Source organism: Microbulbifer maximicatervae (SeqCode), from assembly GCF_056231245.1.
In genome coordinates this window covers 950,463-962,453 of record NZ_CP174334.1, presented here as the reverse complement: position 1 = coordinate 962,453, position 11,991 = coordinate 950,463, and the positions used below count along the sequence as shown (strand labels likewise).

The window sequence follows — 11,991 nt, the reverse complement described above, 5'->3', positions numbered from 1 at the left end:
CTGTGGGTCAGCGGCTGATTATAGCGGCACTGTTCGAAAAATGATCGATTTTTTACACTGATTTACAGTGCCGACGAGACGGTCAACGAACGTGTAAACGCCCGGAAAGCCCCCTGAGCCACGGGGTCACCCAGGGCCAGAGCAGGGCTGTAGTCAGAGCGGGCCAAAGGAACGTCAGCCCGGGTACCGATTTACCTTCAAGGCCGTGCACCCAATTGCCCACCACTTGATGAATGCCCACCAGAACAAATACCCACAACAATTGCTGGGCCGGATTAAATGCCCGGGTGCGCTGGTAAGTCAGTAAGCTGAAATAGGCGAGTACCGATAGGGCCAGGGCATGGGTTCCCAAGCTCGCCCCCGTAGCCAAATCCTGGACAATACCGATCATCCAAGCGAACCCCACCCCGAAGGTCTGGGGCATTCGGGTAATCCAGAATATCACCAGCAAAGCCGGAAATGCCGGCCGAAACCAGAGCCACTGCTGTGGCAGGGGCATAACCGAGAGAAGCAGTGACAGCAGAATAGTGACCGCGATAAACCAGCGGTTATTCGCTTGCAACAGAATGCCCTCCACTGCCAATGACCGCCAATACAAAGCGGCTGCGATTCATCCACCCCCTCGGCAACACTTCAGCCTCCGCAAAAGGTTTACCCGGGTCTCTCTGCACCGAGATAACCTCCCCGACCGGATAACCTGCGGGAAAGCGGCTACCCAAGCCGGAGCTGAGCAGCAAATCGCCCTCCCGAATATCACTGGTATTAGCAAGATGGCGTAACTTCAAGCGATACAGGTCACCTGTACCCTCGGCGACGGTGCGCATACTGTTGCGCAGAACCTGGACGGGAATGGCATGACTGGAATCAGTTATCAGCAGGATACGACTATAGGAGTCGCCAGCTTCAATCACCTGCCCCAGCAATCCACTGGCATCCATTACCGGGGTACCGATATCAATGCCGTCATCGCGGCCTTTGTCAATCAGCAGCACATGCTCCAAAGGGTCCGGGGTAACGCCAATTACCTGAGCCACCAATACTCGGTCATCGACCATTTCTGCTGAGTTCATCAGTTCTTTGAGCTGAGTGTTTTCCGCTTTTACGGCCGCCAATAGCTGGCTGCGCTGCTCCAGCAGTAAAACCTGGCGCTTGAGGCGGCTATTTTCCTCTTGCAGTTCTTCGCGCGAGCGAAACTGCTCATCGGCCCAATCGCCCACACGCTCGGGGGCTCCTGTAACCCAGTACAGTGGAGCAATAACTCCTGATAAGCGTTCTCTAACAGGCTGAAACCAATTGGTGTAATGATCGGAAACGATCAGCGAGATCGCGAGTATGATGAGAAAGCCCAGGCGGTATTCGGCAGAGGGACCGCGGGTAAATAGCGGTTTCACAGGCAACCCCCTCTTAACAGGTCAATCAAAGATGGTGAGAACAGTACAAGCCACAAAAGATGACTCGCATTTTTTTATTTCAAGGAGCTTGCGGATATAGCCACAAGCTCCCTAGCAGTTTTCATAATACCGATGTCTACTAGTTAGACATCAGGTAGAGACGGCTGCGATCCAACATATCCAGCGCTTTACCGCCCCCCCGCGCCACACAGGTCAGCGGGTCATCGGCAACAATTACCGGTAAGCCCGATTCTTCCATCAACAGACGGTCTAGATCGCGTAACAGAGCACCACCACCAGTCAGCACCATACCGCGCTCAGCGATATCAGAAGCCAACTCGGGAGGGGATTGCTCCAGTGCACTTTTGACAGCCTGCACAATACCTGTCAGAGGCTCTTGCAGGGCTTCGAGAATTTCGTCGGAGTTCAAGGTAAAGCTGCGAGGCACGCCCTCGGCCAGATTGCGTCCGCGCACATCGATTTCGCGAACTTCACTGCCTGCATAAGCACAGCCAATTTCCTCTTTGATCCGTTCAGCAGTTGCATCACCAATCACACTGCCGTAGTTGCGACGCACGTAGTTGACGATAGCTTCATCAAAACGGTCACCGCCGATACGCACCGAATCGGAATAAACCACACCATTCAGGGAGATAATGGCGATCTCGGTAGTGCCCCCACCGATATCCACCACCATGGAGCCGCTCGCTTCCTCGACATTCAAGCCTGCGCCTATGGCAGCGGCCATGGGCTCTTCGATCAGTGACACTTCGCGAGCACCTGCACCCAGGGCCGACTCGCGAATCGCGCGGCGCTCCACTTCTGTTGACTGGCAGGGAACACACACCAGCACTCTCGGACTCGGGCGCATCCAGCTATTTTCATGCACTTTCTTGATAAAGTGCTGCAACATTTTCTCGGTCACTTGGAAGTCGGCGATAACACCGTCCTTCAGCGGGCGAATAGCGGTAATATTGCCAGGAGTCCGGCCGAGCATGCGTTTGGCTTCTACTCCGACAGCCTCAACGATTTTCTGGCCATTGTAGTGACGGATTGCGACGACAGAGGGTTCGTCGAGTACTACGCCGCGATCGCGAACGTAAATCAGCGTGTTGGCAGTTCCCAGGTCGATGGAGAGATCACTGGAAAACATACCCCGCAAACGTTTAAACATGGAATTCGATTACCTTGTACTAATTATCAGCCCCCAGGTCGGGCACTGCGGGCGCGGCTTCTTTTATGGATACAAATCCTAATTAGTCCGCAAAAATAATTCTGAGTTCCGAGCCGCATTTCGAATCGGATTCTACGCAAAATACCGGAGTCTCTCATCACTCGGCAGGATTCGGCAAACTCTAACAACCGCTAGGCATCAGGGCAAGGCTGAAGGGAGGTCATTTGAGGCCCACTATCCATTACTGCCGGAGCCGGTGAGAATATAACCCCAATGTGCTAAATTTGCCGGTTCTGCCCGCCGCAATTAATCCGGGCAGTTTTCGACTCGCAACTCAAGCTGGAGGAGTCCATCACCATGGCAGTGGATACGCAAACTGTAGAAAAACTGGCGGAACTGGCCCGTATCGCCATATCCAAAGAAACCATCGAAGAAGTCAGCAACCGCCTCGGCGATGTATTACAACTGGTCGACCAGCTGCAATCCACCAATACCGATGGTATCGCCCCGATGGCGCACCCACTGGACGAAGTCCAGGAGCTGCGCGCTGACGCAGTGACAGAGGCTGACAAGCGCAAAGACTTCCTAGAACTGGCTCCCCAAACCGAAGAAGGTCTCTACCTGGTTCCCAAAGTAATTGATTAGCCGGCCCAACACTGACGAAATTCACCTAAATACCCAGCCCTCAGCCCGTCTAGAGCCTTTAAGGGAATAATATGCATCAGCTTACTATCGCCGAGATCATCCATGGATTGCGGAGCAAAGAGTTCTCGAGTACAGAGCTAACCCGCCATTTACTCGGCCGCATCCAGCAACTGGACAGCAACTACAACAGTTTTATTACCGTCACCGAAGAGAGCGCCCTAGCGCAAGCCGCGGCTGCCGACCAACGCCTGGCCAACGGGGAGGCACCGGCACTGTGCGGTGTGCCCATCGCCCACAAAGATATTATTTGCACTAACGGCGTGCGCACCAGCTGTGCCTCAAAAATGCTGGATAATTTTATCCCTCCCTACGATGCCACGGTGGTAGATAACCTTAACGCTGCCGGAACCGTCTCCCTGGGCAAGACCAATATGGATGAATTCGCCATGGGCTCATCCAACGAAAGCAGCTTTTACGGCCCAGTAAAAAACCCTTGGAATACCCGCTGTGTGCCCGGCGGTTCCTCCGGTGGCTCAGCTGCGGCAGTTGCTGCACAACTGATACCCGGCGCCACAGCTACCGATACCGGCGGCTCTATTCGCCAGCCGGCGGCGTTGACAAACACCACCGGGCTGAAGCCCACCTACGGGCGTATTTCCCGCTATGGCATCGTGGCCTACGCCTCCAGCCTGGATCAGGCCGGCCCCATAGCCCGCAATGCGGAGGACGCTGCTTATTTGCTCTCCGCCATGGCCAGCCACGACCCGAAAGATTCCACCAGCCTGAAGCAGCAGCCCTCTGATTTTACCGCCGAACTGAATAACCCGATTGCCGGGCTGCGGATCGGAGTACCCCGGGAGTACTTTGGGGAAGGTCTCAACCCTGAAACCGCAAGCCGGGTTCAGGAGGCTTTGAGAGCATTTGAAAAGCTGGGGGCTCAACTGGTCGATATCAGCTTGCCACATACCGATTTAGCGATACCTGCTTACTATGTGATCGCCCCCGCTGAAGCCTCTGCCAACCTTTCTCGATTCGATGGGGTGCGCTATGGCTACCGCTGTGAAGAGCCCAAAGACCTGCGCGATCTCTATATGCGCTCCCGCGGTGAAGGCTTCGGCGAAGAGGTACAGCGTCGCATCCTGGTAGGCACCTACGCTCTGTCCGCCGGTTATTACGATGCTTATTACAACAAAGCCCAACAGGCCCGACGCCTGATCAAGCAGGACTTTGTCGAAGCATTCGAAAAAGTGGATGTGATTATGGGCCCCACGACCCCCTCCCCCGCTTTCGAGCTTGGCGCAAAGAGCGCTGACCCGGTAGCTATGTACTTGGAGGATATCTACACCATCGCCACCAACCTGGCCGGACTACCGGGCATGTCTGTACCCTGTGGCCTGGTGGACAATATGCCGGTGGGCCTGCAAATTACCGGCAATTACCTGGAAGAGGCGCGCATGCTCAATATCGCCCACCAATACCAACAGGTAACCGACTGGCACAAAGCCAGCGCCGTATAAGGAGATAAATTGTGGAATGGGAAATCGTTATCGGGTTGGAAATTCACGTCCAGCTCTCCACCCAGTCAAAACTCTTTTCCGGCGCTAGCATCCGCTTTGGCGCCGAGCCGAATACCCAGGCTTGCGCTGTGGACCTGGCTATGCCGGGCACCTTGCCGGTACCGAATGAAGAAGCATTTCGCTTTGCGGTAATGTTCGGCCTGGCGATGAACGCGGAGATCGGCAAGCGCTCCGTTTTTGAACGCAAGAATTACTTCTATCCCGACTTGCCCAAGGGCTATCAAACCACTCAATTGGAACAGCCGATTGTCGGCCCCGGCGAAGTGGAAATTCACCTGGAAGATGGCAGCAGTAAGAAAGTGCGTTTGCATCACGCTCACCTGGAGGAAGATGCCGGTAAATCCCTGCATGAAGATTTCCACGGGATGTCCGGTATCGACCTGAACCGCGCAGGTACGCCGCTGATCGAGATTGTCTCTGAACCGGACATGCGCAATGCCGCCGAGGCTGTGGCCTACCTGAAAAAAATTCACAGTATCGTAACCTACCTGGGCATTTCCGATGGTGATATGTCCCAGGGCTCACTGCGCTGTGATGCCAATGTATCCGTGCGCTTGAAAGGCGAAGAAAAACTCGGCACTCGTACAGAATTAAAAAACATCAACTCTTTCCGTTTTGTCGAGCGCGCAATTAAAGTCGAAGCTGAACGTCAGATCGACATCCTGGAAGACGGCGGCACCATTACCCAGGAAACCCGCCTCTACGACGCGGACAAAAATGAAACCCGCTCTATGCGCAGTAAAGAAGTGGCCAATGATTACCGCTACTTCCCCTGCCCGGACCTTCTGCCAGTTGTACTCACTGATGAATATGTCGAGCAACTGCGCAACATCCTGCCAGAACTGCCCGATGCAAAAGCAGCCCGCTTCCAAGCGGAATACCAGCTATCTGCTTATGATGCAGACCAGCTGACACAGGAGCGTGCCAGTGCAGACTATTTTGAAACTGTGAGTAAATCCTGCGGCGAATCCAAGCTTGCTGCCAACTGGATAAACGGTGAACTGGCAGCGCTGCTCAACCGTCGTGAACTTACTATTTCACAGTCCCCGATTTCTGCTGAACACTTGGCTGGCCTGATAGTTCGAATCAAAGACAGCACCATTTCCAGCAAAATCGCCAAACAGGTATTCGAGGCTATTGCCGACGGAGAGGGCAGTGCCGACGAAGTCATCGAAAAACGTGGTCTGAAACAGGTTTCGGATACCGGCGCTATCGAAAAAATGGTGGATGAAGTGATCGCTGCAAGCGATGCCCAAGTAGAAAACTACCGCAAGGCCGATGAATCAAAGCGCCCCAAAATGATGGGGTATTTCGTCGGGCAAATTATGAAAGCGTCCAAAGGGCAGGCAAACCCACAGATGATTAATAAAATCCTCAAGCAAAAATTGGACGCACTGCTTTAACCCTCAACATTTCAAGACCTGGGTCGGGCTTCGCCCGCCCCCTATTTATGTAGCAAGGATATAGTTTTGAGCCTGAAAAAAGACAAACAGAAAGTACTCGGAGAAGTTTTTGACGAGGAGCGTATTGCTGGATTCTTGATTGGTGAAGCCCCCGCAGGCGTAAACCGGGATTTTCACCTGCTCGAGCGCGCCTATCGAAGCATGAAAGCAGAGAGTTTTGCCACATTTGTTAAGTTGTTTCTCGCTGAAGGCATGGATCTGAACAGCCCTGGCCCCGATGGAAAAACCCTGCTGGCACGTATTGCCGAACACCGCCAGGGCGCAGAATATAGCGAGATTTTAAAAACCGCTGGCGCCAACTGAGAACTCTGGAAATTTAGGCATCGTACCAGCGAAAGGTGAGAGTATGACTTCAAATCCCGTTCACGGTATCGACGCATTGGTGCGCGGTATCCACTTGATTACCCGGCGTGAGTTACGCCCATTTATCCTGGTGCCATTACTAATAAATCTGGTGCTGTTTATTATTATCAGTAGCATAATGATTTCACAGCTCGGAGGGCTTACCGATTATATAAGTAGCCTGCTTTCCCACACGCCGGTAAATACGGAGAATATGCCCTGGTGGGAAGCCATTATGGCCAAGGGTGCAGCATGGACCGCCAGTGCTTTTCGCTGGCTCGCCTGGATCATTGCACTAATAGTGCTTTTCTTATTCTTCCTCGCCTACGGCTATTTATTTAGCGTTATCACCAACATTATTGCCGCCCCCTTTAATGGATTGCTCGCTGAGAAAGTAGAGGAATTGCTAACCGGTAAAGCTCCTCCTGCCGAACCGATAATGCAAATGGTATGGCGTACCCTGGGCCGGGAATTGCGCAAGCTGGGTTACTTTATATTTTGGGGTTTGATCGTATTTATAATTGCCACCATCACCAGCTGGACCATTATTATCCCCGCAGTGCTCACCGCAGTTTGGGGCGCTTGGTGTATGGCTATTCAATACGTTGACTACCCACTGGATAACCACCAGCGGCCATTCGATGAATTAAAAACGGTACTGCGCCGCCGTAAACTCACTAGCCTTACCTTTGGCGGGGCCGTGATGCTCGCAAAGATGGTACCAATTTTAAATATCTTTATTATGCCTGCGGCAGTTGCTGGCGGTACGGCTCTGTGGATTGAAAGATTGCGTATCGAGGGGGATCCGGGAACTCAAACTCCAGTACTTCAGTAACCTTACCAGTAAGATAGGAAGCCCTCTCGTACAGAGGGCTTTTTATTTTGACACTATCTTCCCGATGTTTTCTTCTTTTTCAGTGCGCGATACCAGGGCTGCTGATCCTTGGCAATATAAGCGCTAGCCGACAGGCAATTGGCCAAATCCTCAAGCTCCTGGGTAAGCACTTCACCTGAAAATTTTTTCCTTACCATCTGCTGGAGCTTGTCTGCCAACAATGCATCACGCAATCCCTCTGGCTTCTGGATACCTGCAGAAAGAATTTCAGGAATCCACTCAGACAGATCCCTAACCGTTATCCAATCGTTTCCCTGCTCAGGATAGCCAGAAAAATCAGTATCGAATGCCAGGCCGGAATCGTTATTAAGAAAAGTATTATTTAACAAATGGTTGGAATTTTTGAACCTCATAAAGAACTGCTTGGCATCCCTCCTTGAAGGCAGCAACTGAGTGTCATCCTCCAACATCATTGGCTTCAGCTTAATCAATTCAGATTCCGCCACCCCCAATTCCAGTAATTTATGGGTCAGCAAAAACTCCTTTCTACCTACCCCCTCATTCACTCTGCGAGCAGAAAGCTCCACTCCCCCGCCAAGCAAAGCGAGAAAGTCACTCACTATATCACCACCGTGTAAGGCTTCCCGACTGAAAAGCCTCACTCTGAGGGAATCAGCTCCAAATACATCCGCCCACAGTATTAACTTGTTAAAATAGTCGTAGTAAATTTCAATATCTTTACTGAAAGAAGGGAAAGCCCCTTCAGCGTGGCCAAGTAATTTACTCGAGGAACTCCTATTGGAAGCCGCTCCTCTAGCTCCTTGCTTCTTGAAAGATATTGCCTGTAGGTCTTGCCTGCGCAAGTAAACAATTACCACAATCTTATCGAAATACTTGCTACATACTCTCTGAATAAGCTCGATACTATCGCGCTGATACAGATAGGAAAGATGCTCAGCTGAAACTATCACTTGCTCATTGCGGCTCGCAGCAAGAAGCTCATCAAGTCGGGAATTTACCTGGAAATGGACGCGGCCTTTCTCTTTGCATACATCAATACACCCTGAAGAGTTCCCCTTTTTCCCAAGGGAAAGAAATTCAAAGCCTGCCTGGTCCAGAGCCTGTACTTGCTCCTTCATTGCCAATTGAAGGGAGCTGGAGCCGGTTTTATGGAAACCAATATGTAGATAAAGGATGCGCATCCGAATGTGAACTGTAATTTTTATTGAATGAAGGATGTCAATTTCAGGCCGCAAGTAGACTCCAGTATTACCGGTGTCATCTGAAGTTGCAGGGCCTTACTTCACGTAATAGGCCAAATTTGTTTAATCTTAGGACAGATTTGAAAGCTTGAATGAAATTAAAGCCTCTACTGGTACATTCGTCACAGTTTAAACCTTAACAAAGCAAAAGAGCGGTGAATAGCAGGAGGGGGAAAAAGCTTTCTCGAGCAGGTAGTAAGTGCTGTAAGGGCTAACCTCCTTACAGCACACAGGAGAATCAGTGCCGACGTGGACGACGATGACCACCAGAGCCACCGCGACGCCCATCGCGATCGCCGTGACTGCGCTGAACTTTCACCTTGGGCGGTTCAACCAAAAGCTCTTCTGGCGGCACTTCGCACTTGAGCTTGCCCCCGAGCAACTGCTCAATAGGTTCCAGGCGCATGGCATCATCTTCACAGGCGAAACTGATAGAGGTGCCCGTTTTACCCGCCCGACCAGTTCGGCCAATGCGGTGAACGTAATCCTCCGGCTCTTCAGGCAAGGTAAAATTCACCACATGGCTGATACCGTCGATATGAATACCACGCCCGGCGACATCAGTAGCTACCAGCACTTTAGTTTTGCCAGACTTAAAGTCATCAAGGGTGCGAACCCGCTTATTTTGTGCCACTTCACCGGACAGCAGGCCCGCAGAAATGCCGTGAGCAAGAAGCTGCTCGTGTAAGCGGCGGCATTGGTCGCGGCGGTTGGCAAATACAATCAGGCTATCCACCTCTTCCCGCTGCACAATGTTGTAAAGCAAGGTGTACTTTTCTTCGCTGGCGGACAGGTAGACATGCTGCTCTACGGTATCCGTGGCAACCCTCTCCGGCTCAATCTCCACAACTACCGGATCATCCGTCCACTGCTCCACCAGATCATCCACTTCGGGAGTAAATGTGGCGGAGAAGAACATAGTTTGGCGATGGGTTTTACGCGGCGTCTGACGAACAATACGGCGCACTTGGGGGATAAAGCCCATATCCAACATGCGATCCGCCTCATCGATCACCAGGACTTCCACCTGATCCAGGAAGCAATCCCGATTGCTGACAAAGTCCAGCAGGCGACCCGGCGTCGCCACCAGGATATCCACCAGCCGCTCATTCAGGTTTCTCTGCTGCTTGTCATAATCCATACCGCCCACCAGGGTATGAATTTCCAGCTCGGTGTGTTTACACAGTGCCTTGGCATCATCGGCAATCTGCATTACTAGCTCACGGGTCGGAGCGATAATCAGGGAGCGGGCTTCGCCGGCATAGCGCTCACCTTCAAACGGGTGCTTGAGCAGATCGTCAATCACTGTGATCAGGAAGGCCGCTGTCTTACCGGTACCGGTTTGTGCCTTACCCACCAGGTCGTGGCCATTGAGGGTGTGGGGAAGGGAACGACCCTGAATTGGCGAGCAATACTGGAAACCCAGGTCGTGGATAGCGCGCATCAGCTCATTGGGCAGTCCCAGGTCGTGGAAGCGGACCTTGCCCTCCTGTTCTGGAACTTGGAATTCATCCAGTGACCAAAGCGCAGCTGCCGGAGCTTTCGGTTTTCTGCTGCGCTGGCGCCCTTTCTGGGCGCCACGGCCGCCGCTCTTTCGCGACTTCCCCTCCGCCGGTGCGGACTTTGTGCGTCCCTTGGCAGCCTTACCAGAAGGTTCTTGCCCTTCTTTACGGCGCCCTGAGCTTTCTTCTCCCCGGCGGGAGCCCTTATCCTCTTTGGAGGAGGAACGGCGGAACAACTTTCCTATCAAGTGAAATACTCGCTCAAATGTTCAAATAATCGGCGAGTATACCATCTCTAGGTGGCACTCGGCCCGCTATAGTGACGGCACAGCCAGTAATCCACACTGAAAAACCGCCCTGCCCCACTACAAAATAGCGCTAGCAGCATAATGAAGTAGGTAGCAGCGAACTCAATACCATTTTTCAGGATGGTCACTCCTCCAGTTTCCACCAACCACTCATAGTTGCCGTGCAACTTGAGCAAGCCGACAATCTTCTCTTTACGCACCGAGGCTTCGTCAATAAGGTCCTTGCGCCATTCCCAGGGCACACTCAGTGTTTTATCCGGTAACGCTGACCAACCGTTCTCCCAGTGGGCCGTAAATGCTGCCACTGCCATCACAAACATCAGGGGAATCGCTACCAACCGAGTCGCTACGCCCAGCAAGATGGCGATACCACCAAAGAATTCCACCAAGGCAGCTATCCACGCCATCAACATCGGCGCTGGAAGCCCCAAGCCCCAATCGGGATTGCCAAACCAGGCAGCGACATCTTCGATGTTATTCATCTTATTCATACCGGCCAGGATAAAAATTGGCGCCAAATAAATCCGTAGTAATAATGGCCCCAGCCAGTCTATTTTGCGTACATAATGTACAAAGCAGTTGTACCAACCGCTCAGGCTATTCATAGCTCCACTCATTTAGCTCACTCTCTTATCAGTGTCTTTGTTCACTTTAGTCGAGTGATATCGCCAACTCTTACACAGCCCTATCTCAGCGCCCCAGAAAGCACATCTATGCTTGCAGAACCCAAGTAACTTGAGAGCAACCTGGTGGGGAAAACTTACGTACTGGTCCACGGGCTATTTCATGGAGGCTGGTGCTGGAGCAGGGTCGCCAACCTCCTGCAGCGTAATGGGCATCGAGTATTCACCCCCACCCACAGTGGTCTGGGGGAGCGTAAACACCTACTCTCACCCTCCGTTGGCCTGGATACTTTTATCCAAGACCTGATCAATACAATCCTTTGGGAGGAGTTGCAGCAAGTCACCCTTGTGGGCCACAGCTTTGGGGGAATGGCCGCAACCGGTGCCGCCGACGCTCTACCCGAGCGGGTACACCGATTAATCTACCTGGATGGCGCTGTTCCTGAGCCGGGGCGTCCATTTAGTAGACAGCTCCCCAGCGGTATAGAGGAGCAGCGACTAAAACAAGCGCAGAATATTGACGGCACTCTGTGCATTATGCCGCCGCCACCAGAAGACCTGGGGATAACCCACCCCGATGATATTCGCTGGCTAAACCGCCGTATGACCCCACATCCCATCAAAACACTACTGGACCCGATTCATTTGCAACGCCCCCCAGAACAGGGCCCTCCATGCACTTTTATTCACTGTACCCAACCCGAGTACCCGCCAGCCATCTACAGTAGCCGCAAAGCAAAGCGGATAAGCGGGTGGGTTTATCGGGAGGCAGCAATAAACCACGACTGCATCATTAATAAGGCAGAAATTGTGGCCAAACTACTTGAGGAAAGTCCGTAATCAGCACTGGGCGCAGGCGCCGTTTGTAC

The 11,991-nt window shown here is 52.5% G+C and carries 12 protein-coding genes; 6 read left to right on the top strand and 6 right to left on the bottom strand.

What is annotated here, in order from left to right:
- Positions 1-82: 82 nt before the first annotated feature.
- From mreD to ACJJIS_RS04145, 3 genes are all read right to left on the bottom strand, one after another.
- Positions 83-562, bottom strand: coding sequence for a rod shape-determining protein MreD (gene mreD, locus ACJJIS_RS04155; protein ID WP_444896337.1), 480 nt, complete (start codon positions 560-562; stop codon positions 83-85).
- On the bottom strand, positions 549-1,391 hold the full coding sequence (gene mreC / locus ACJJIS_RS04150; protein WP_445358854.1) for a rod shape-determining protein MreC: 843 nt from the start codon (positions 1,389-1,391) through the stop codon (positions 549-551). Before mreC ends, mreD begins: the two co-directional genes overlap by 14 nt.
- A gap of 139 nt (positions 1,392-1,530) precedes the next feature.
- On the bottom strand, positions 1,531-2,565 hold the full coding sequence (locus ACJJIS_RS04145) for a rod shape-determining protein (protein ID WP_020412569.1): 1,035 nt from the start codon (positions 2,563-2,565) through the stop codon (positions 1,531-1,533).
- Between the two features lie 357 nt (positions 2,566-2,922).
- Here ACJJIS_RS04145 and gatC point away from each other — a divergent pair, with 357 nt between their 5' ends.
- The 5 genes from gatC (at position 2,923) to cysZ (ending at position 7,427) form a co-directional block, all read left to right on the top strand.
- Entirely contained in the window at positions 2,923-3,210 is a 288-nt protein-coding gene (gene gatC / locus ACJJIS_RS04140) for an Asp-tRNA(Asn)/Glu-tRNA(Gln) amidotransferase subunit GatC (RefSeq protein WP_445361249.1), read from the top strand.
- Between the two features lie 71 nt (positions 3,211-3,281).
- Positions 3,282-4,727 (top strand): Asp-tRNA(Asn)/Glu-tRNA(Gln) amidotransferase subunit GatA, encoded by a 1,446-nt coding sequence (gene gatA / locus ACJJIS_RS04135; protein WP_475709546.1) that lies wholly within the window; start codon positions 3,282-3,284, stop codon positions 4,725-4,727.
- Between the two features lie 11 nt (positions 4,728-4,738).
- The gene (gene gatB / locus ACJJIS_RS04130) at positions 4,739-6,190 is read left to right on the top strand and encodes an Asp-tRNA(Asn)/Glu-tRNA(Gln) amidotransferase subunit GatB (protein WP_475709545.1); all 1,452 of its coding nucleotides are present in this window, start codon (positions 4,739-4,741) and stop codon (positions 6,188-6,190) included.
- Positions 6,191-6,256: 66 nt separating this feature from the next.
- Complete coding sequence (locus ACJJIS_RS04125) at positions 6,257-6,553, top strand: PA4642 family protein (RefSeq protein ID WP_475709544.1); 297 nt, start codon at positions 6,257-6,259, stop codon at positions 6,551-6,553.
- 43 nt (positions 6,554-6,596) lie between these two features.
- Positions 6,597-7,427: a sulfate transporter CysZ gene (gene cysZ / locus ACJJIS_RS04120; protein ID WP_475709543.1), complete on the top strand. Its 831-nt coding sequence runs from the start codon at positions 6,597-6,599 to the stop codon at positions 7,425-7,427.
- 53 nt (positions 7,428-7,480) lie between these two features.
- Here the strand turns inward: cysZ and ACJJIS_RS04115 are convergent, their stop codons facing one another.
- From ACJJIS_RS04115 to ACJJIS_RS04105, 3 genes are all read right to left on the bottom strand, one after another.
- On the bottom strand, positions 7,481-8,629 hold the full coding sequence (locus tag ACJJIS_RS04115; RefSeq protein WP_475709542.1) for a hypothetical protein: 1,149 nt from the start codon (positions 8,627-8,629) through the stop codon (positions 7,481-7,483).
- Positions 8,630-8,927: 298 nt separating this feature from the next.
- Complete coding sequence (gene rhlB, locus ACJJIS_RS04110; protein WP_475709541.1) at positions 8,928-10,439, bottom strand: ATP-dependent RNA helicase RhlB; 1,512 nt, start codon at positions 10,437-10,439, stop codon at positions 8,928-8,930.
- A gap of 47 nt (positions 10,440-10,486) precedes the next feature.
- A complete protein-coding gene (locus ACJJIS_RS04105; protein ID WP_475709540.1) occupies positions 10,487-11,116 on the bottom strand; it encodes an HvfX family Cu-binding RiPP maturation protein in 630 nt (209 codons plus the stop codon).
- A 132-nt stretch (positions 11,117-11,248) separates the two neighbouring features.
- Here ACJJIS_RS04105 and ACJJIS_RS04100 point away from each other — a divergent pair, with 132 nt between their 5' ends.
- Positions 11,249-11,962, top strand: a complete 714-nt coding sequence (locus ACJJIS_RS04100; protein ID WP_444933985.1) for an alpha/beta fold hydrolase — start codon at positions 11,249-11,251, stop codon at positions 11,960-11,962.
- The last annotated feature ends 29 nt before the right edge of the window (positions 11,963-11,991 follow it).

What these genes read in the sequence shown, in the direction of transcription:
- gatC (WP_445361249.1), top strand. Translation starts at nt 2,923, where the DNA reads ATGGCAGTGGATACGCAAACTGTAGAAAAACTGGCGGAACTGGCCCGT.
- ACJJIS_RS04105 (WP_475709540.1), bottom strand. Translation starts at nt 11,116, where the DNA reads ATGAGTGGAGCTATGAATAGCCTGAGCGGTTGGTACAACTGCTTTGTA.
- cysZ (WP_475709543.1), top strand. Translation starts at nt 6,597, where the DNA reads ATGACTTCAAATCCCGTTCACGGTATCGACGCATTGGTGCGCGGTATC.
- gatA (WP_475709546.1), top strand. Translation starts at nt 3,282, where the DNA reads ATGCATCAGCTTACTATCGCCGAGATCATCCATGGATTGCGGAGCAAA.
- ACJJIS_RS04115 (WP_475709542.1), bottom strand. Translation starts at nt 8,629, where the DNA reads ATGCGCATCCTTTATCTACATATTGGTTTCCATAAAACCGGCTCCAGC.
- ACJJIS_RS04145 (WP_020412569.1), bottom strand. Translation starts at nt 2,565, where the DNA reads ATGTTTAAACGTTTGCGGGGTATGTTTTCCAGTGATCTCTCCATCGAC.